This is a genomic window from Paenibacillus sp. JNUCC 35, assembly GCF_058269095.1.
This window is the reverse complement of sequence record NZ_CM177771.1, coordinates 5,538,959-5,560,497: the sequence shown is the minus strand read 5'-3', so window position 1 is coordinate 5,560,497 and position 21,539 is coordinate 5,538,959. Positions and strand designations below refer to the sequence as shown.

Annotated in this window: 16 protein-coding genes and 1 pseudogene; 15 read left to right on the top strand and 2 right to left on the bottom strand. The window is 40.7% G+C overall.

All coding sequences use genetic code 11. The features are described from left to right. Positions 1-49 precede the first annotated feature (49 nt). From AC2TF6_RS25180 to AC2TF6_RS25155, 6 genes and pseudogenes are all read left to right on the top strand, one after another. Positions 50-1,291, top strand: a pseudogene (locus AC2TF6_RS25180) (metal-dependent hydrolase family protein). A gap of 37 nt (positions 1,292-1,328) precedes the next feature. Then, a complete protein-coding gene (locus AC2TF6_RS25175) occupies positions 1,329-1,538 on the top strand; it encodes a DUF3311 domain-containing protein (RefSeq protein WP_491308992.1) in 210 nt (69 codons plus the stop codon). Then, on the top strand, positions 1,538-3,019 hold the full coding sequence (locus AC2TF6_RS25170; RefSeq protein ID WP_491308991.1) for a sodium:solute symporter family protein: 1,482 nt from the start codon (positions 1,538-1,540) through the stop codon (positions 3,017-3,019). Before AC2TF6_RS25175 ends, AC2TF6_RS25170 begins: the two co-directional genes overlap by 1 nt. A gap of 1 nt (position 3,020) precedes the next feature. After that, on the top strand, positions 3,021-4,214 hold the full coding sequence (locus AC2TF6_RS25165; protein WP_491308990.1) for a metal-dependent hydrolase family protein: 1,194 nt from the start codon (positions 3,021-3,023) through the stop codon (positions 4,212-4,214). A 281-nt stretch (positions 4,215-4,495) separates the two neighbouring features. Continuing rightward, a complete protein-coding gene (locus AC2TF6_RS25160) occupies positions 4,496-4,627 on the top strand; it encodes a hypothetical protein (protein ID WP_491308989.1) in 132 nt (43 codons plus the stop codon). Positions 4,628-4,794: 167 nt separating this feature from the next. Next, complete coding sequence (locus tag AC2TF6_RS25155) at positions 4,795-5,439, top strand: DUF4352 domain-containing protein (protein WP_491308988.1); 645 nt, start codon at positions 4,795-4,797, stop codon at positions 5,437-5,439. A gap of 78 nt (positions 5,440-5,517) precedes the next feature. On the opposite strand, the gene AC2TF6_RS25150 is transcribed toward AC2TF6_RS25155, so the two are convergent. Both AC2TF6_RS25150 and AC2TF6_RS25145 read right to left on the bottom strand, forming a co-directional pair. Beyond that, entirely contained in the window at positions 5,518-7,149 is a 1,632-nt protein-coding gene (locus tag AC2TF6_RS25150; protein WP_491308987.1) for an S-layer homology domain-containing protein, read from the bottom strand. A gap of 319 nt (positions 7,150-7,468) precedes the next feature. Beyond that, complete coding sequence (locus tag AC2TF6_RS25145) at positions 7,469-9,991, bottom strand: O-antigen ligase family protein (protein WP_491308986.1); 2,523 nt, start codon at positions 9,989-9,991, stop codon at positions 7,469-7,471. 89 nt (positions 9,992-10,080) lie between these two features. Between AC2TF6_RS25145 and AC2TF6_RS25140 the strand changes: the two genes are divergently transcribed. Genes AC2TF6_RS25140 through AC2TF6_RS25100 form a run of 9 tightly spaced genes read left to right on the top strand, consistent with a single transcriptional unit; the run spans position 10,081 to position 21,535 of the window. Then, the gene (locus AC2TF6_RS25140) at positions 10,081-10,890 is read left to right on the top strand and encodes an ABC transporter permease (RefSeq protein ID WP_491308985.1); all 810 of its coding nucleotides are present in this window, start codon (positions 10,081-10,083) and stop codon (positions 10,888-10,890) included. A gap of 15 nt (positions 10,891-10,905) precedes the next feature. Further along, on the top strand, positions 10,906-12,186 hold the full coding sequence (locus AC2TF6_RS25135; RefSeq protein WP_491308984.1) for an ABC transporter ATP-binding protein: 1,281 nt from the start codon (positions 10,906-10,908) through the stop codon (positions 12,184-12,186). 16 nt (positions 12,187-12,202) lie between these two features. Beyond that, positions 12,203-13,105: a class I SAM-dependent methyltransferase gene (locus AC2TF6_RS25130; RefSeq protein WP_491308983.1), complete on the top strand. Its 903-nt coding sequence runs from the start codon at positions 12,203-12,205 to the stop codon at positions 13,103-13,105. Positions 13,106-13,122: 17 nt separating this feature from the next. Next, complete coding sequence (locus tag AC2TF6_RS25125) at positions 13,123-14,550, top strand: hypothetical protein (protein WP_491308982.1); 1,428 nt, start codon at positions 13,123-13,125, stop codon at positions 14,548-14,550. A gap of 21 nt (positions 14,551-14,571) precedes the next feature. Next, positions 14,572-15,744, top strand: coding sequence for a glycosyltransferase family 4 protein (locus AC2TF6_RS25120; protein WP_491308981.1), 1,173 nt, complete (start codon positions 14,572-14,574; stop codon positions 15,742-15,744). Beyond that, positions 15,734-16,942 (top strand): glycosyltransferase family 2 protein, encoded by a 1,209-nt coding sequence (locus AC2TF6_RS25115; RefSeq protein ID WP_491308980.1) that lies wholly within the window; start codon positions 15,734-15,736, stop codon positions 16,940-16,942. The genes AC2TF6_RS25120 and AC2TF6_RS25115 overlap by 11 nt, the downstream gene beginning before the upstream one ends. Further along, positions 16,942-18,315 carry a sugar phosphate nucleotidyltransferase gene (locus AC2TF6_RS25110; RefSeq protein WP_491308979.1) on the top strand — a complete coding sequence of 458 codons (1,374 nt, stop codon included), beginning with the start codon at positions 16,942-16,944 and terminating at the stop codon, positions 18,313-18,315. The genes AC2TF6_RS25115 and AC2TF6_RS25110 overlap by 1 nt, the downstream gene beginning before the upstream one ends. Before the next feature lie 11 nt (positions 18,316-18,326). Then, entirely contained in the window at positions 18,327-19,322 is a 996-nt protein-coding gene (locus tag AC2TF6_RS25105) for an acyltransferase family protein (RefSeq protein WP_491308978.1), read from the top strand. Then, positions 19,319-21,535 (top strand): hypothetical protein, encoded by a 2,217-nt coding sequence (locus AC2TF6_RS25100; RefSeq protein WP_491308977.1) that lies wholly within the window; start codon positions 19,319-19,321, stop codon positions 21,533-21,535. The genes AC2TF6_RS25105 and AC2TF6_RS25100 overlap by 4 nt, the downstream gene beginning before the upstream one ends. Positions 21,536-21,539 lie beyond the last annotated feature (4 nt).

Here is a 21,539-nt window from a genome sequence, read left to right as displayed (position 1 = left end):
TTGTGGTGCAATCCAATCTTAATTATCAAGAAAAAGGGAGAATTGCCAGATGGCTAACCAGAAAATTTTTAAGAACGCATTGCTCATAGATGGAATAAGCAACACTGTACGAAAAGAAGTCCTAGTAATGGTGGAAAACGAGAGAATCACGTATGTTGGCTTATACGATGAAACCATCGTGCAGCAAGCCAGTGATGCGGAGCTGTTCGATCTAAAAGGCATGACCTTGATGCCGGGAATGATTGATACACACGTCCATCTGTGTATGGCAGGTGAGCCGAGCACCTTCACCGACATGGTCATGGATACACCGGCGTTCGCCGCAATTAAAGGGGTAGAAAGAGCCAAACGCTCGCTCGAAGCAGGATTTACGACACTTCGCACCATGGGCGAAAAGGGACATATTGATATCGCCATTAAAAAGGCAGTTGAACAAGGAATCATCGTCGGACCAACCATTTTTGCCAGCGGAAAAGCCTTGACCATAACAGGCGGGCACGGAGATATGTTTCCTGAAGGAGTAAGTGTGGATGGAATCGGCATCGTATTGGACGGTGTCGACCAAGCAAGAAGAGCTGCCCGAGAGCAGTTAAAGCTGGGTGCCGACAACATTAAAATGATGGCTACAGGCGGAGGAATGTCACCTGGTCCGGGAACGATCGCCCAATTAACGATTCAGGAAATGCAAGCTGCCGTAGAAGAAGCGGTGAAATTCTAGAAAGTCACAGCCGCCCATGCCATTGGTGTAGAGGGGATTCATAATGCTTTGAAAGCTGGCGTTCGAACCATTGAGCATGGGACGTTCTTAGACGATCAAGGGATTGAACTCTTTTTGGAGAAAAACGCTTATCTCGTTCCTACTCTGTCTGCTTTTAAAACGATTAAATACGGCAAAGCGGGTGGAGTCCCCGAACACCATATTAAAAAAGTGGAATACTACCAAACTGCCCATGAAGCCAATTTACAAAAGGCGATTGCGGCAGGCGTCAAGATTGTCGCTGGCACGGATGCGGGAACTCCTTTTAATTATCACGGGGAAAATGCGTATGAACTGGAATGTCTCGTGAGAAACGGTTTGTCTGAAATGGATGCGATTAAAAGTGCTACGCAAGTAGCCGCAGAAGCACTTCGTTTAACGGAGCTAGGGGTCATTGAGACGGGGAAAATCGCAGATATGATCGTCGTCGACGGGAATCCGCTGCATGATATCAAAATCCTTCAAGATAAAGCGAGAATCAAGCGGGTCTATAAAGGAGGGCAACTCGTTCATACCAATTCTGAGGAATGCTGATTCTGATCATGGAAAAAGCTTGAGGGGGTTAACTAGAATGAGAAATTATTATTGGCTGGTTATCATTCCGTTTATTGGAATGCTCGGAGGTACCGTTGTCTTTAATCAAGTTACTCCTTACGTATTAGGATTGCCTTTCCTGCTCTTTTGGATCTTGCTGTGGATTGTTCTCTCTTCGCTTACGATGCTGGTTATTTATCAGCTAGATAAATCAAACGGGTTGCTCGATAAGGAGGGCGATGAATAATGAATACGGCTCTGTTCATTATGCTTGGGTTTCTTTTGCTGTCTCTCTTTCTCGGGTTAATGGCGAGAAGAGGAAAAGATATGAATATGGAACAGTGGGCTGTAGGGGGACGGGGATTTGGCACCGTATTCGTTTTTCTATTACTCGCCGGGGAGATTTACACCACTTCTACTTTCCTTGGGACAAGTGGTTGGTCCTACTCCAAAGGCGGCCCCGCATTTTATATCCTATGTACCTCTTCCTTAAGCTATTTACTGGGGTATTGGCTGCTGCCGCCGATTTGGAGATTTGCAAAAGAGCACAAACTCGTTTCACAATCTGATTTCTTTGCCATCAAATACAAAAGCAAAGGTTTAGGTGTATTGGTAGCGATTGTAGGTGTCTTGGCACTCATACCGTATCTGATCTTGCAATTTAAAGGATTGGGGATTATCGTATCCGCAGCTTCATATGGTTCGATCTCGCCCTCTCTTGCCATTGTCATCTCAACCATCGTCATCACGGTTTATGTAAGCGTTTCCGGAATTCATGGATCGGCTTGGACGGCAGTCATGAAAGATATATTAATCTTTATAATCGTTCTCTTTTTGGGTATTTATCTCCCCTACCATTATTATGGCGGTATTCAATCGATGTTTGAGGCAGTGAATGAAGCGAAACCGAACTTTCTGCTCATTCCTGAAAAGGGGTTATCTTTCTCTTGGTTCATTTCGACAACCTTGCTCACTGTGATCGGCTTCAGCATGTGGCCCCATACTTTCGCAGCCTATTTTTCCGCCAAAAGCACGAATGTATTTAAGAAAAATACGATCATAATGCCCCTTTATACACTGATGCTGCCATTCGTATTAATCGTTGGGTTCACGGCTATCTTACAGGTCCCTGGATTAACCGGTCCCAATGGAGATTTGGCGTTGTTAAAAATATCGATCCAAACTTTCGACCCTTGGCTCGTTGGATTAATCGGAGCTGCAGGATTATTAACAGGGGTCGTTCCTGGCTCCTTGCTGCTCATGGCCGCTTCTACAGCTATCGCGAAAAACATCTACCAAGTAATCTTTCCTGCAACCACAGATGCGGGGCTTAGCAGGGTTGCCAAGCTGATCGTTCCGATTATCGCTCTCGTTTGCATGTTTTACGCCATTTTCAACAGCAGCACGATCATGACCCTGCTCCTGATGGGCTATAATTTTGTAACCCAATTATTCCCGCCCTTACTCGCTTCTCTGGTCAACAAGAGATTCTTCACCAAGCAAGGCGCTGCAGCCGGAATGCTCGTCGGTGTTCTCACTGTCATCATTATTACACTGAACGACCTTACGATAGCTCAGCTGTTCCCAGGTCTGCCGCAAGCCATTCAAGAATTAAATATCGGGTTCATCGCCGTACTTCTAAATACTGCAGCGTTAATCCTCGTCAGCATGCTTACACGCAAACAAGCTATTCATATGAATAACGTTGGATTAGAGAAGGGGGCTTAACATGAAAACCTACATTCAGAATGTCACTTTATATAACGGACGAGGCAACAAAACGGAAGGTGCCAATATCCTTTTTGATGAAACCGGAATTCTTGGATTAGGTACCTATGATCTGACGAGTCAAGCTGATCTGGTCATTGATGGCACGGGATTAACCGCACTACCTGGTCTCATTGACTTGCATGTTCATTTGACAATGGATGGCAGTCCCGATTCCATGGGCAAAACAATCGCGGATTCGGCTGGTGTTGCTGCCTATCGCGCACTTGTTAGTGCAGGGAAACAGATTCGATCAGGCGTAGTCACCGTTAGAAATTGTGGTTCGAAATACAATATAGATATTGAACTGCGAAAAGCGATTGCAGAAGGGATTGTAAAAGGCCCGAGGATCTTTGCTTGCGGTCAACCGATTACGATGACAGGCGGCCACTGCCATATGTTCGGTACAGAGGTAGATGGTATCGAGGAAGTTCGAAAAACAGCGAGGAGCAAGATAAAAGAAGGTGCCGACTTTCTTAAACTCATGGCTACAGGCGGTGGATTAACACCCGGGGTAAAGGCAGGAGCTTCCCAACTAACTGAAGAAGAATTAGCTGTCGCTTGCCAAGTTGCCAAAGAGGCCGGAAAACGAACAGCCGCACATGCCCAAGGCAACGAGGGTATCAAAAATGCGATTCGTGCAGGCGTGACAACGATTGAGCACGGAGTCGAGCTGGATGATGAAGCGATCCAATTAATGAAAGACCGAAACACGTATCTCGTCCCGACACTGGCAGCTCCCTATCAGATTGTAAAGAATGGAACGGCTGCCGGCATACCGGAGTTTGCGGTAAGAAAAAATGAGGAAGCCATGATTCCCCATCGTGAGAGCTTTCGCAAGGCACATAAAGAGAAAATAAAAATTGCAGCCGGTACAGATGCGGGTACCCCGTTTAACCTGCATGGAGATTTTGCAACGGAGCTTGAGCTCATGAAAGAAGAAGGCATGTCCCTGCAAGAAGTCATACACGCCGCTACCTACATGGCTGCCGAAGCGCTCGGCATCGAACAGGAGACCGGCAGCTTGGAGATCGGGAAATGGGCCGATGTCATTCTCCTCGAAGGTGATCCCGAAGCGGATTTCTCTGCTTTTCGTCGAGTAACCCATGTATTCAAAAGCGGGGAAAGCATGCACACGCTTGTTTTGGAAGTTTAGGGATAGAGGCTGCCGCGGTGTTGCTCGTTTAGCACGGTATGCTGTAATTCGGCCTTCCGCTGAATTACGGATTAAGGTCCGGAGCAGACTTTCCGAGAGATCGGGAAGTCTGCTTTTTTGTTGAGTTGAACTCTTTATTCTTCGTCGCAAAAGTGGAACGATAACGGGAAATTTAGCGTAAGGAATAAAAGAGATAAAGTAACGAGGCGGGTTTCATTGAATCTCATATGGGTTTTTCTGGTATAATAAAAGCAGTAAGGAAGTAGAGGAGGCGCTTAGGGATGACGGAAATCATCAAAGGAATAATTCCCTTGATCAGCAATCTGCTGCTGGCCGTAGGCCATTTCTTTTTGCAGAAGAAGATTGACAAGACCAACTGGAAAGTGCCCCAGCGGGAAGCAAATACGAATTAGACTACCGGATACAGAGGTGGTCTTTTTTTGTGACTATAGACCTATAAAAAATGAATTTTCAGGACCTGTTTTGTGCCTTAAAGTCGTTAAAAAAAGAATTGTGTAATATTATGTAAGTGTTATAATGGAGGAGGTAAATTTTAACTGCAAAAAAGGGGAGCAATGAAATGGCAAAGATGGTTACTTGCAAGACATGTTCGAAAGAGGTTGCAACGTCGGCGAAAGTTTGTCCGGGATGTGGCGCAAAGTTAAAGGCCGGCTTTTTTAAGAAAGCTATTCTTGGTGTAGTAGGTTTTATTATCGTCATAGCGATCATTGCAAATATGGGTAAGGATAAGCCGACTACGGAAGCCTCTACGAAAGCGGGCACAGAAACTAAAAAGGATGCTGCACCGGTTCAGCAGGAATTGTCTAAAGAGGGCGTTTCTTCTGACGTCAAAATCGTAGTAGACGGTTTCGAATCGAAAGCTGAAGTTGGCGATAACCAATTCAGTAAAGTTAAAGCGCAAGGTGCTTTTAAAATTGTGAAAGTTACCCTTACAAACAATCAAAAAGACGCCATTACGATCGATGGCAACAGTTTTAAACTGATAGATGATCAAAAACGTGAGTTTACTTACTCCACAGAAGCACTAATTGCTATGGAATCTTCCGTTAAAGATAAAAAAGACTCTTTCTTTTTGAAAAAGCTGAACCCGGGTCTTTCCGCTACCGGTTATGTAGTGTTTGACGTACCTGCAGACGCTAAAGGCTTTGTTCTGGAAGCAAGCGGCGGGTTTACCGGCAAGAAAATCAAGTTGAAAGTGGAGTAGTCGGAAGACTAAGCGAGAAAGAGGCTGTCCCAAAAGTCACGAAGGTGACTAAGGGACAGCCTCTTTTGTTGGGGTTATTTAAATAAATTTAGCCGCCGTCAGGAAACGCTTCAGCATCGTTGCGCTTTGTGCGCGTGTAGCCTGCTGAAGGGGCTCAATCGTAGTCGAAGTCATGCCATCGATGATACCGAGGCTGAGCGCCGCGGCAATTTCATCTTTAGCCCAGATAATCGTATGGGAATCTTTGAACTTAGTCAGCATGGCTTGTCCCTTAGTGATTTCCGTGCTGGTGTTTACCCCGGCGTAGCTAAGAGCGCGAACGACCATGGCCGAAAGCTCTTCACGGGTAATCTGGTTGTTCGGACGGAACGTACCGTCTTCATAACCGTCTACCAGCTTCAGTTTAGCTGCCGTAGCAACTACATCGGCATACCACTGGTTGGAAGCAACGTCTTTAAACGTGGAAGTTCCGCCGGTGTTCTGAATGCCCAGAGAACGGACGAGCATAGCTGCGAATTCCGCGCGGGTTACGCTGCGATCCGGCTGGAAGGTTGTGTTAGTTACGCCGTCGACAACGAGCTTGTTGGCGAGCATCATAATGTTGGACTCCGCCCAGTGTCCCTTGATGTCCGAGAAGGTCTTGTTAAGCTCCAGTACACCGTAAATGCTGTTGCCTTGACGCTTCACCATTATGTCTGTTTTACCGTCGCTAAACGTGTAGAAAGCGGGAACGAACGTCATGGTTTTAGTCGTTTCGTTATACAGGAAAGCCGTCGTTTTTGCCTGGTTAAGAACGGTGTCAAAGTTCAGGCTGCGAGGCACGTACACATTACCGGTGTTGATCATGGTTGTCTTACCGGCGGAAGTAGCTGCTTCCAGGTTAAAATCAGCCGGAGTACCGATGATTTTACCGCCCATTGCGGCCGCTTCCGTCTGCATCGTGCTGCGCATGCTTTCCGATACGAACTTCACGGTAACACGGATGTAAAGGTCACTTGCTCCAACGCTTAGAGAGGAGGCAAGGGAGTCGTAGTTAATCGTCGCAAGCGGTACATAGTAAACGGCGCTGCCGTTTCTGACCGTAATCTGCTTATTGTCGCCGCTGTCTTTCAGCACCCACGCCGGAATATTTACCATATCCCCGTTAAGGACAATCTCCAGCGTATCGCCTTTGGCAAGAGCTTCTTTCAACGCCTGCGCATCTAGGGAGCCGTCAGAGCCTGCTTTAATGGAATTCACGGCTGTGCTTCCGTCACCGGGAGTGGTCACGCCTCCACCATTGCCGCTACCGCCGCCTGTGCTTCCGCCCGGAGTAGTGGAACCGTTATCGGAATCATTGTCGTTACCGTCGTTATAAGCTGCGTTGTCAACGGTTTCGTACACGGAGTCCACTACCGAGTATAATTTAACATAACGGTAAGCGGAGTCGACAACCGTTTGGAAATCGTATTTATACTGCTGTTTTGCTTCATCGAAATAATTTGCATAAGTAGCTTTGACTACTCCCGCGTATTGACCGCTCGGGCCGTAGAGGAGCAATTCTGTTTCATCGCCATTTTTGTGGTCTAAGTATACAGAACCTTTCACCGTTCCGTTGTTGAAGGAGACACCGGAATAACTTGTTTGTGCAGAAGCAAGAATCGGCATTAGAGCTGAAAGCATCAGCGTCAAGCACAGCATTTGAGCTGTTTTGGTGAACCATTGATTCATCGGGGCAACGCTCCATTCTCTCTTTTGTTTTCTGTCTGTACTCTTGATCTTAAGTTTCATCTTTTGTCGATTCACCTCCCTCGCGATGATAGTTCATACATGTAAGTATTTAACAAGAATAATTATCCGAACATTGGAAATATGAAACAAAAAATTGTGCTAAAAGAACCAGAATACTATTCACAAGCTGGGATTCTTTGTAACGTGTGATGGAAAATGAGGATAATTTGATTCTAAAACTACCCAAACAGCCTAGTTGATTTTAAAATAAAAAGCCTGTCCTCCACGTTAAAGGGAGAACAGGCTTTTATCTTTCATCTTACAGCGGAGGTGTGTTTGTGATAATCTGATCAATCTCTTGCTCGACAGTCGGAGTTAACGCTTTTACTTTGTCCAGAGCCGGTTGATCGGTTTTATTTTGCTTTTTCAGAGCAGCCAGATAATAGCGAATGCCCGTCTGCGCATTTTCGTCTTTAAGTTCACCGGCAGTGAAAGGTTTCAATAAGGCTTCCGCATCGGCGTACTTGCCTTGAGCAAAGTACATTTGACCCAGATACAGTCTAATGGGTTCCGTTACATCAAATTCACGGCCCTGCAGCTGTCCTTCGGGAAGTTTGGCCAGTTCCTTCATTCGATCGAGAACTTGCTGGTAAACTTGGAGAGCCTGGTTCCACTCCTTATCTGCCGCAGCCTTATCCTTGGCTGCATACCCTTCAAAACCGGCAGTAACATGGTATTGAATACTTCTTTCATAGAAGGTAATATCCCATGGATAGTAGTTAAGGCCATTTTGAATAAGCTTCTCAACTTGCTCACGCTCTCCCTTAATCTGAAGGGTGTTTAGTTCACGATCCAGAAGAGATTTATTGTAGGGCTCTTTATCTCGTGCGGTATTGATTAATGCTATTTCTTCGTTTAAGTATTTCTCATCCTGAGTCTGTTTATAAATTTGCGCCAAAAGGTCCACTTTTAATAAGACATATTCAGGATGATTGCCGCGTAAACTCAGCGCATTATTTAACGGCGTTACAATTTCCGTATAATTTTGCGAAGTTTTCGCCACTTCCAGCGCTTTATTATAAGAACTATTTGCACTCAGATAGCGTGCGGAAACAAAAAGGGTAACGATTGAAAGAACAAGTATAATCGAAGGATACGCGTACCTTACCGGTACGGCTTGTTTGGTAAATTCTTTTGTTTTGACGTCTGCAATCATGGCACCCAGGCAAAGGAACACAAGCGCTCCAATGTACACATAGCTCATATCAAAGTCGAGCACGCTATGCCCCAGGATAGCAATGACAAAGATGAAATAAACAAAATCTTTGTCGCGTTCCTGTTCTGTGCTGCGGATATAGTTACGAATGTAGATCGCAAAGATCGCAACCAGCAGTACAGCCAGAATCAGGATGCCGAAAGCACCGACTTCGACCAGATACTGCATGAAAAAGTTATGAGCTTGACGGACTGTATATGGGTTGTTCTGGTATTGCTCGTACAAGCTCGACCAAGCGCCGCCGCCTGCGCCGAATAGCGGGTAATCCGCAAAAAGCTTGGAGGCGTCTTTGTAAAAAGTGATCCTCTCAAGTACGCTGTGCTGGGTGAAGTTGATCGTCTCTAGGCGGATCCGCACATTTTCGGGAAGCAGGTTTTTGAGCGGAGTGGCCATAACAACCAGGACACCCAGAATCCCCAGTGCAATGGAACCAGCCGGAATAGCAAAGAGAGCCCACTTCTTGGCGGAGAAGTTCCCCAGCTTACTTTCCAATGGCGGAGCAATAAAACGCTGAACCAGTAAGGCAAGGAGTCCGTAAATCACGCTAGCTCCGATAAGCAGCATCCAGCCTTTTCCTGAAAGAGAGGCCGAAAACTCTTTGTTCACATCGATACCGATCGCTGTAATCTTGCTTAAAACGGCGAAGGAGGCTAGAGTTGACAATATCGCATGAACAAGCAGGAGGATTTGCCTAGTTGGCTTCTGAAAGATTAGAATAAGAAAGAAAATAATGGGCAGAAAGATAATCGCGCCGCGTGACAGGGTGAGCATAAAGGACACCAGGACCGGTACGAGGAACAGTGCGTGTACCAGAACCTTGGACCAGCTGCGGTTCTTCGATACCAGGAACAATCCTGTCCCCCATAGAGCGATCAAGAAGCCCGCGTAAGTATTGGCGTACTGGAATACGGACGTCAGACGCAACCCGTTGGAATCGGTCATGACAGCGTCTTTGTAAATGCCGGTAGCGTCAATAGTGGAGAACCATCCCACGATCGCGCCCGCCAGCTTGCCGTTTCCAAGCCAGTTCATGAGGCCGAAGATTACAATGACATAACCGCTGGTCAGGAGCCCGATATGAATAATTTTGTTGCCTAATGCCGATTTGGTCAGATAGGCTCCGATCAGGAACAGCGTTACGAGCACGATCTGAATAAGCAGGAGGTTTACCGCCGAATATTTGGAAGCGGCCGGCAGCAAGGAAATCAGATAACTGAGCGGAATTAAAAAGATAAATAAACTCAACAAATCTTTACGTTCCCGCAGCTTCCAGAAGTAGAAGAAGTAGATTCCCGTCAGGAACAGAAAAATGGAAGCCCATATCACGGCCGAGTAAATAGGTCTTTCGAAATTCAGCGAACTTCCGTTAAACAAGGCCTTCTGAAAAGGGGCCCAGAATAAAAACAGGGTTACGAACCCGATCAACAGCCAAAAGATGATAGAACTCTTTTCAGCCTGTTCTCTTTCGTCTAGCTTTGGCTTTTTATACGCGTACATCACAGTCTCCCTCTCCGATAAATCTCGACAATATTTTATCATAGCGGAGAAAATATTCCAATTTATCATTGGATGGGGTACAGTTAGGTTTGATATAGGGCAGGCAAATTTAAAAGAATGATATATTCAGATGATCATGACCGAGGGGTTATAAGAGTATGATTTTGTTAAAAAAGATGCAAGGTAGTTTGAAAGATTTTTTTAAGTCACAGAAGATGATTATTATGCTTGCGAAAAAGGACTTCAAAAATAAACATCTAGGTTCTGTTTTAGGCATTGCTTGGGCATTTTTGCAGCCTCTTATAAGTCTATTAATATTTTGGTTTGTTTTTCAAGTAGGCTTTAAAGCTACTCCAATAGATAATTTCCCATTCATTCTCTGGTTGGCAACAGGGATGATCGTATGGAACTTTTTTGCGGATAGTGTTAATGGGGGAACGCAAAGTATCATCGAAAACAGCTACCTTGTAAAAAAAATTGTTTTTAAAGTCAGTGTGTTGCCCGTAATTAAAATATACTCATCTTTTGTCGTTCATTTATTTTTTATTTTGGTTCTTTTCATTATTTTTATTGTATATGGTATCTATCCAACCCTCTATGTTTTGCAGACTTTTTATTATTTATTTGCACTATTCATGTTACTTTTGGCAATTTCGTGGATTACGTCATCTTTGACCGTATTTTTTAAAGATGTTGGACAAGTGGTCTCCATGATTCTGCAATTTGGATTCTGGTTGACCCCGGTATTTTATTCTTTTGCCCAAATTCCTGAAAAATACCAACCATTCATGAAATTAAATCCTATGTTTTACATCGTAGAAGGGTATAGGGACTCTTTTATTTATAAACATTGGTTTTGGGAACATCCGAAACTGACGATTGTTTTCTGGACGGAGACGTTCATACTTTTAATTATCGCATATATCTTATTTAAAAAATTGCGGCCACATTTTGCCGATGTTCTATAAGAGGGAGAATAAATAATGGCTGGTAGTGAACAACAAGTTTCCATAAAAATAAGGAATCTTTCGAAATCGTATAGGCTCTATAATAAACCTGTTGATCGGGTAATAGAAACCTTCCATCCTTCCGGTAAAACAAGACACAAGATATTTCATGCTGTAAAGAATATAAGTTTTGATATATATAAGGGAGAAACAATCGGAATCTTAGGTAAAAATGGGGCAGGCAAGTCTACGTTGCTTAAGATGATTACGGGTGTATTGACTCCTACATCAGGAACTATAGAAGTTGATGGCAAGATTTCGGCCTTATTGGAATTAGGCGCGGGCTTCAATCCGGATCTATCCGGTTTAGAAAATGTGTATTTCAACGGGGCCATAATGGGATACTCGAAAGAAGAGATGGATAGTAAAGTCCAGAGTATCATAAACTTTGCGGATATAGGAGATTTTATAAATCAACCTGTGAAGAATTATTCAAGCGGGATGTTCGCAAGGCTTGCCTTTGCTGTAGCAGTTAATGTGGAGCCGGATATCTTGATTGTAGATGAGGCTCTTTCTGTCGGAGACGTTGCTTTCCAAACCAAATGTTTTCGCAAGTTTTCAGAATTTCAGAGTGCCGGAAAAACTATCATATTCGTTTCTCATTCTCTGGATAGTATTTTGAAGTATTGTTCTCGTGCAGTTGTTATACATGATGGAGAGATGGTTGCCGAAGGAAAGACCCGCGAGATGGTAGATGTTTTCAAGAGAATACTAGTAAACTTATACGATATAGAGGATGATTTGAAGGTCAACAAGGAGACCTATGAAGAATCTGTTCAAGGAAAATGGAAACAATACTTTCTAGTTAATAAAGAGGTTCTTGAATATGGAAATAAAGAGGCGGAAATTATTGATTTCGGTATTTTCGACGAGAAAGGACAACCGACCTCTAAAATTTTAAGCGATGAATTGATGGAGTTCCGAATGAAGTTACATTTTCAAGAAAAGATCGATGAGCCGATTTTTGCCTTTACTATTAAAGATCTGAAAGGACACGAATTAGCAGGAACGAATACGTGGTTTCAAGACGTACCAACCGGTTCGTTTGCTCCTGGTGATACCGCAACCATAAGATTTAAGCAAAAGCTTTTACTTCAGAACGGGGTGTATACATTATCCCTCGGGTGTACGGGTCATCAGCTAGATGACCTTGTTGTCTATCATCGTCTGTATGACGTTCTCTCTTTTGAGGTCCATAGTGTAAATAAAATCGTTGGAATATATGATCTTCTTTCAGCTATTGAACTTGAAACATGAGAAGGAGGGTTCTTTTATGATTGAGCAAATTGGGAATGTCATCCTGAATTACGAATTTTATGATGACACAAATACGTATAGCGACGGTCCGATTGAGGATGAATTATTAGAAGTCGTAAAACAAAATGAGGTTGAGAGAGTTCTTGAAAAAGATTCCCGGTGGCCTATTTTGTATCATTTATCTCCAGCACGGGAAAATTTGTTAGAGTGGGTTCCCATTGAAAAACATGCAAATGTGCTTGAAATCGGAGCGGGATGCGGGGCCCTTACCGGTTTGATGTGTAAAAAGGCGAAGAAGGTAGTGGCCGTAGAACTTTCTAAAAAACGGGCAGAAATCAATGCTTACCGGAACAAAGATCAAGGGAATTTGGAATTAGTCGTAGGCAATTTAAATGACATCCAGTTTAAAGAGAAGTTTGATTACATTACGCTTATAGGGGTTTTCGAATACGCCGCGCGCTTTACTAAACATAACAATCCATATGAGTTTTTTTTGAAACAAATAAAGGAACTCTTAAAACCAGACGGTAAATTGATTATAGCAATCGAAAATAGATTAGGTTTGAAATACTGGGCTGGTGCAAACGAAGATCATACGAATGAACTTTTTGATAGTCTACATAATTATCCGGAAGACAAGAAAGTACGGACATTCTCTAAAAAAGAATTGAAAGATCTTATATCCGCGGCGGATTTCACTGAGAGTACTTTTTATTATCCATATCCAGATTATAAATTGCCTACGTATATATATTCGGATGCCTGTAAACCCGATCCAAGTGTATTTTTTGAGCATACTCCCAACTATGATTCAGAAAGATTTGTATTATTCAATGAAAAAAAAGTGTTCGAAGGATTGGTTAGCAGCGGGTTAGCAGAAGAATTCTCTAACTCTTTTCTTGTGATATGTCGAAATTAGAGGTGAGTTTATTGAACGTGATTTTCGCTAAATATACTCGTGAGCGTTTACCGAACTATCAAATTGCCACTTACTTTGCTATGGATCAGGGAAAAAAAATCGTGTTAAAGAAGCCTCTTAGAGAAGAGGCGGAAGCACATGTAATAAAAATGTTTGAGACCTATAACTGGTTGAGAACAGAGTTTGATTCCATCAGCCTCGTTGAATGCAACTTAATGGACAGACAGGTGTCGTTTAAATTTCTGGAAGGCGAAAGTTTGGATGCCTTGCTTTTGGATGCGGTAAGAAAAAATGATGTTGGCTTATTTAATGAACTTATAAACAGCTATTTAGCTTACGTGAGACAGTTTGGTGTAACAAGAGAATCTAAAGCGACAATCAGAGCTCCATTTTTTGAAATCTCTTTTTTAGAGCCGGTCGAACTTATCCAAATTGCAAATATAGATTTGATCTTTGAAAACCTAATCATGCATCAAAACACTTTTACAATGATTGATTACGAGTGGGTTTTTGAATGTACCATACCTTTAAATTACTTGCTCTATCGAAGCTTTCTTCTGTTTTATCATAAGCACCGAGAAGAGCTTGGTCACTTCATATCCCTTGAAGAACTAATGGAAGTTTGGCAAATAAATCCGTCACAAATCACCGTGTTTGATTCAATGGAGAAGGCTTTTCAAAGATATGTGATGGGCGATGCCTATGAATATGCTTACTCAAAACAATATTTACAGCCAGCTCAGAATTTGGTGACGCTCAAGAGTAAATTGAATAACTCGGAATTAGCGAATATCAAATTAGAAAATGAATTGATTTTACAGGAGACCGAGCTAGAGAAAGTGAAAGTTCTTAACAGGGAGCTTTCCAAGCAAGTAGACCAGTCGCTTCTTGTTCAGAATAAGTTGGAGCTTTCTCTTCATGAAGAAAAAAAGAAAACCGAAGAGCTTTTAATTCGTTTAGAAAACCAAGAAGCGAAATTAATCTTGTTAAACCAAATGACGGAACAAAGTCAAGATTGGCATGAGATGAAAGATTTATTAGAAAGATTATGGCGGCAGTTAACTGAAAAGCGGTTTTTGAAATTATTGCAATTAAACAAAAACGGGAGTGAAAGGTCGGCCGTATCAAATATTGTAGCTGACTTGCAGCGGTTATTCGATGAATACCAACTAAAGAACGAAACTTATGAAAAGGAAATTAGTGCGAAATTGAACCATCTTTCGGTTCTGCTTCATGAGAATTCGGAGAAAATGGATGATTTAACCCGTCGTAATATTCAGCAGCAAAGTGAATATGAAAAAATTCTACAGCAAAATCACGTTCACTTCGTCGGCATGCAACATTTTCAAAATCTTTATGAAGAACAGTTACACGTAAAAACTCTTTATGAGGAGTTAAAAAAATCTTATCATGAGGCTTTTCAAGAACTTCAAAAATATAAATGAACGGTTCATCGAGGTGGCAAAATGAAAAAAAAGGTCTTAATCCTAAACCCTTATCTTCCTACATTGGGTGGCGGGGAAAAACATATGGGTTATTTATGTAAGTTCATTGAGGAATATTATGATGCAGTTGAGATCGATATACTTGTTCATAATTATAATAATATCGATGTCCATTCGGCAGATTATCCGGAATTAAGCGAACTGGAGGCTAGATTTGATCTTAAATTGGAAAAGACTAATTTATTAAAAGTAAATCTAACGAAACCTGGAAATCTGAGAGAACACTTTCAAAATAAACGGTTCATTGAAAATATGACCTCCAAATATGATTTATTTATCAATTTTATGTACCAGAGCAAACATATCGGTAAAGCAAAAAAGAATCTTTATTCGTGTATGTTTCCAGCTAAACGATTCCAGTTTGATGAGCTTTCTAAAACAATCATGGGACGGTATTTAGATTTCAGATTCAAAAACAGTTACGATTATTTTATGACAAACTCCGAGTTCACTAATCACTGGCAGGAGAGCATCTGGCATACACAGCATAAAAATAAGATTATATATCCTCCCGTATTCTTCACGGAAGCACTTAGGGATCGGGAATTCAATCGAAAGAAAAATATTATCCTATCGGTAGGGAGATTCTTCGTTGGAGCCCACAACAAAAAACAAGATGAGCTTGTCGATTTTTATATTGAAAATAGCAGCCGGTTAAAAGGATGGGAATTTCATTTAGTCGGGGCTCTATCTAATTATCCTGAAGATTTAGAGTATGTAGAGAAAATAAAATCGAAAATAGAAGGATATCCAATTTATCTTCATTTAAATGCACCGTTAAGTGAACTTGAAACTCTTTACAGAGAAGCAAAGATTTTTTGGCATGCAACTGGATATAACGAAAAAGATGACCTGTTCCCTGAAAAAATGGAACATTTCGGAATTACAACAGTTGAAGCAATGAGTTACGGAGTCATTCCTGTCGTCATTCGTAAAGGCGGGCAGCCTGAGATTGTAAAAGAGGGGGTAAGCGGCTACCTTTGGGATTCTAAAGAAGAATGTATTCGAAAGACGATAGATCTGTTCGATGATAACTTAAGAATTCAGCTTACTGAAAAAGCATTTGAACGTTCCCAGAAGTTTTCGATTGATAATTTTTATAAACAAACAAAGGAGGTATTCGATGCACTATAATATCTCCATAATTATCGTTAATTATAACGGCTTAAAATATATAGACCAGCTTTTCCAGTCTTTTGAATCTTTACGGGCAGAACATTTTAGTTTTGAAATTATATTTGTAGATAATCATTCATCTGATGATTCTATTACTTATTTAAAGGAAAACTATGCGCATAATTCTTTAAAAATCGTAGAATCGGACAAAAATTTAGGCTTCGCAGGCGGGAATAATCTTGGTGTCCAACATGCTTCCGGAGACTACATCGTATTTTTAAACAATGATACTAAAGTGGATCCTGAATGGTTGTCTAATTTATATACTTGTATGGTAGAAGAGAAAGCCGGGATCGTAACATCCAAACTTCTTTTCTTCTATGATTTTATAAAAATAGGTGTAAGTACGAATGATAAGCTTATCATTGATAACGAGGTTATCATTAATAACAAAACCTATAAACTGGATCCTAAGTTCTGCAAGAATATGCTCGTCTACGAGGATCATTCGGTTTGCTTCGGACATTCTTATTTTTATTTACCATTACTAGACGGAAACGACTCTTATGACATTTTAATAAGAAAGAAAGATCCGGAAACACACGGAAATTTACTCACGGATAACGGTTTGGAACATGAACTTGGAAATGTTATTCACCTATCAGCGAGTGAAGCTGTTCATTCTTCGATTAGATTAATTCAAAATGTCGGTTCGGGTATCGATCAAGGGTTCAACGGTTACGATATCGGATTTTGCGAAGAGGATAAAGGCCAGTATGAACAGATTAGGGAAGTAGAGACAACTTGCGGCGCAGCTATGATGATGAAGAAGGATGATTTCATAAGTGCAGGCATGTTTGACGAAGTGTTTTTTATGTATTATGAGGACACAGACCTTGCTTTCAGAATAAAAAAAATGGGCAAAAGATTGATTTATTGTCCTTCTGCCGTAGTCAGACATATTCATACTGGAAGCAGCAAAGAATGGTCCCCCTTTTTTATTTTCCACGTTTATCGCAATAGAATGTTATTTATACTTAAAAATTTTCCGAAAAGTGTATTTGTAAAAGAATATATCAGATTCATAGCTTCCATTCTTAAGTCAGCCGTTTCCCATGAGCAAAAGGAAGTTAAAGAAGCAAAGTGGAATTCTTTACGTTCCTTAAGACAAAATATTGCACGTTATAAAAAAATGGCTTCTAAAGGAAGAGTTTAATGAAAATTATTCTCCTGTCAGGCGGGTCGGGTAAACGGCTCTGGCCACTGTCAAATGATTCAAGATCCAAACAATTTCTTAAAGTTCTTAAAAATAAAGAGGGTCATGCGGAATCTATGGTTCAACGAGTGTGGAAGCAGCTTTCGGCTGCCGGTCTAAGTGAGGAGGCCTTTATAACCACTAACCGTGGTCAATATGAAAGTATTGTCTCCCAACTCGGGCCGGAGGTACCGGTTATTATTGAGCCTTCCTCCAGGGATACTTTCCCTGCGGTTTCACTTGCGGTGACCTACTTATATAGTGAGCTTAGAGTTCCCGATGATGAAACAATCGTTATCTTGCCGGTTGATCCCTATGTAGAAAATGAATTCTATCAAAAGATAAAAGAACTAGATTCTTTGCTGGAACGAACAAAATCTCATCTTGCTTTGATTGGGGTAACACCTACCTTTCCGTCTGAGAAATACGGTTATATTGTGCCTAGCCCTTGTCAGGAAGACTCTTTCTCATGGGTGGATTCATTCGTCGAAAAACCGAATGTATCAAAAGCCGAGCAGCTGATTTCGCAAAAAGCACTTTGGAACTGCGGCATATTTTCATTTAAACTCGGAACTTTTATAAAAATATTGCAAGAAAAAGGAATAGAAACGAATTTTGATTTAATGAGAAAAAACTATTCTGCCTTGCCTAAAATATCTTTAGATTATGAAGTAGTGGAAAAATTAAGTCAGATTATCGTGACAGAATATAAAGGTACCTGGAAGGACCTGGGTACTTGGAATACTTTATCGGAAGAAATGGGGAACTCTATACTAGGCCAAGGTCTGTTGGATGACGAGTCTATAAACACTCATATTGTAAATGAACTAGAAATTCCAGTAGTTGTGTTAGGCTGTAGTAATCTGGTGGTTGCAGCCAGTCCGGACGGGGTGCTTGTAACAGAGAAGTCAGCGAGTCCAAAACTAAAGGAAATTATTAAAGAAATAGACGGAAGACCCATGTTTGTAGAGAGACGATGGGGATGGTACCGTGTTTTGGATTACGTGAGTTATCCGGATGAAACAGAAGTGATTACCAAAAGAGTCCATATAAACAAAGGGAAAAACTTGTCGTACCATTACCACAAGTACAGAACAGAGGTTTGGAGTGTTCTTTCCGGCAAAGGGCATCTTGTTCTGGATGGGGGATATAAAACGATACAGTCCGGGGATGTGATTAATATTCCGGCTGGAGCCGTGCATAGTATATACAGTGAGGAAGAGTTAGAGTTTATAGAGATACAGAAGGGCCAAACTATTGGAGAAGATGATGTGTATCGATTGCTGATGGAGTGGGAAGAAATTATAAACAATATTCAGGTAAGCAAGCTATAAGGAGAAGAACATTGAAAAACAGAGATGATATAGCTGATGTAACGAAAGGTTTATTAATTATTCTAGTTGTATTTGGGCATTCGGCATTTATCCAGTATTACTCTAATTGGCACACCCTTATTTATTGGTTTCATATGCCGGCTTTTATTTATATGAGCGGCTACTTTTTTAAACCGATTGAAAAAGAACATTTAGGGGCTTGGATAAGGAAAACTGCAACCCGATTTTTTATCCCATATCTTTTTATAATCTCTTTAATAACGATTTATCGATATCTGTTTACTCCTGTTAACCAGCAGCAGTTCGGAAATGAACTTCTTCATATTTTAGCTGGCGGAAGGTACATTGACGGTTATTACGCGCCGATTTGGTTTATAACTTGTCTCTTCTTTAGCCAACTGATTTTCAGTCTGATTTCGACGTTTATAAAAACCAGAGTTCTTCAAATGATTATTATTATGTTGTTCTTTACTGCTGCCCATTTAGAGTCCTACTTATTTCCCGGTTTGAAGATACCATTGAATATAGATGTTGCCTTTTTTGCTTTGTTTTTTTATGCAATGGGTTTTTATACAAAAAATCTTATTAAGAAAGAAAGCGTTCAATTCGCCGCTTTTCCCCTTCTATTGCTCGTTGTGTATCTGGTAAGAAAAGGATATTTCGAGTATTTCCTTGATATGAAACAGCATAAGTACGGGAATATCTTATTAGATATTCTAATCCCTCTTTTAGGCACAATTGTAATTTTTACAATTGGACGAATGTTTGTGAATTCTCCATTTAAAAATCTGATGAGCTACATAGGGAGAAATTCTCAAATAGTTATGTATCTTCATTTGATTGCCGCAATCGAATTATATAGATTAGGTTTCTACAAGAGCGTATATGTATTTGTTTTGATAGGTGTTTGTCTGCCTCTGGTCCTTCAGGAGATATTTTATTTTATCAAAAATAGAATGGGAAATTCAAAAAAACAGTTACTGGGCAGAGGAGAGACTTCCCTATGAATAAACAAATAAATACTCACATTCTCTCTTTTTTGTTTTTTTCGTTTCTTGCTGCGGTTTTTTTGGGAGATTTCCTTAATTTTATGGCTTTCTTATTAAAAGTGAACAGCTCATTTAATTTTGTGGTGTTGAGCCCTATTTTCATGATCGGCATTGTTTGGTTATTAAAAAGATTTTTTAGCATGGAACCATTTTTGTATGCACATACCGATCTTATTTTTATGGGAATATTAGTTGTTTTCACTTGTTTGGCGCTTCCTTTTCCCGATTACGGCGGAGATACCGTTAACTTTCATTTACCTATGCAAGACTTAAGATTCATGGATAATATTAATGCAAATTTCCTCCCATCCTCCTATGTAACTTTTTTTCCGTTCTTCCCGGACGGACTATATAAAGTATTTCGCAGTTTATTCGGATATCGAGCGGGTACCCTGCTAAATACTTTGTTAATTGTTGTGATTTTTTATCAATTAAAAGGATTTCTAAAAACGGCCTTGGGTCACTATAAAGTGAATGCAGCCCTATTTAGTTTATTAGCCGCATTTTTGGTTTCTACAGAATTTATTCTTGCCAATATTGGCGTATATATGATTGACTTGATCGCTATTCCCATACTGCTTGAGCAGTTAAAGCTTTTAACAAATGAGAAAACATATAACAAGCATACGTCATTTTATTTTGCGGTGTTGTTTGGCTTTTGTGTAGCTTTAAAATTAACTTTTGCGATATTTTCATTTGTGCTTCTGTTTATATACGTTATAAAATACATAAAAAATATTACGGGTAAACAGTTCGTTGTCTCTGTAATTTTAGCCTGTTTACCTTGTATTCCATATTTCTTATATACATATTTGAATACAGGCAACCCGCTATTCCCCTTTTACAATCAAATCTTTAAATCCGAATATTTCTATATGGATAGCAATTTTAAAGATGATCGGTGGGGACCTCATTCCTTTTTCCAGATTTTGTTTTGGCCCGTTTATATGTATTTTCATCCTGAAATACTATCTGAAAAAGCAGTGTATACAGGAAGAATCAGTTTAGGATTTATAGCGGCAATCTTCCTGTTTATATATGAACTGGTTAGATTCAAAAAACAAAGAAAACTTTCTGAACTGTTTTTAAGTATTCTTTTTATAAGCTGTCTTTATATATGGACGATAAGTACAGGCTACATAAGGTATGGATTGTATTTAGAAGTTTTGTCGGGGATTCTCGTGATTACGGTCATATTCAAGAGTGTCCTTTCAAAAAAAATCACTTTAAATATGGTGGGTTACATTTTTGGTATCTTGCTTATTGGACAAGTGCTTTCAAGTTATCATTTGATTTTAACCAAAGATTTTAATCTGGGAGATAAGCCTTCTTTCCGAACCAACAAGCAGGCTTTTAAGGATAATCTCTCTCTCGTTTTTAACGACAAAGTCAAAGAAGATAAAATCCAGGAAGTTGAGGCTTGGGTGCTAACCGGACCGTCCGGTTATGCAATTTCTTTAAAACCGAATATACCTACCATCAATCTTCAATTTGAGTGGTGGAGAGCTACTGCAAACGAAGCCATTGTTAGTAAAACCAATGAGTTTTTTGCTAAAAATCAATCAAAAAAGATGTACACTGTCTATAACCCGCATAACGGAAATCTTACGGAAATTGTAAAAAAACTTAACCAATATAACTTGTATATTACCAGCAGTACCCCTATTAAGCATCCTTATCTATTAAAGGGTCAAAACATTTATCTGATGCGGATAGAACCCAAAAAGGTTGCGCCTGATAATGGGGAAAATTTAATCAAGGACGGGTCTTTCGAATCCGTTTTAGATAAAACCCCATGGGAATCGCAGAACCTTCGTAAAAGTGCTGTCGTTCATGAAGATGCACAAGATGGTAATATATATGTTAGAGCAGCTGCTGAAACCCCTATCATGCAAAGAGTAAAAATCGAGGCTTTAAAAATCTACAAGCTTTCGTTTTACAGCCGAACAGAGGTGCAGAATAATTCTGCGACCAGGCTGCAAATTAACTGGTTTAATGATTCTAACCAATTAGTATCTACTTCGATAAAGCTTGTGCAAAGCACACCCCAATGGAATAATTATGAGATGTATGATGTTGCGCCGGAAGGAGCAACCAGTGGAGTCGTTATGATCAATTCTCATGAGAAATACAATATCGAATTTGATAACGTTGTAATGAATGAGTATTAGCAGA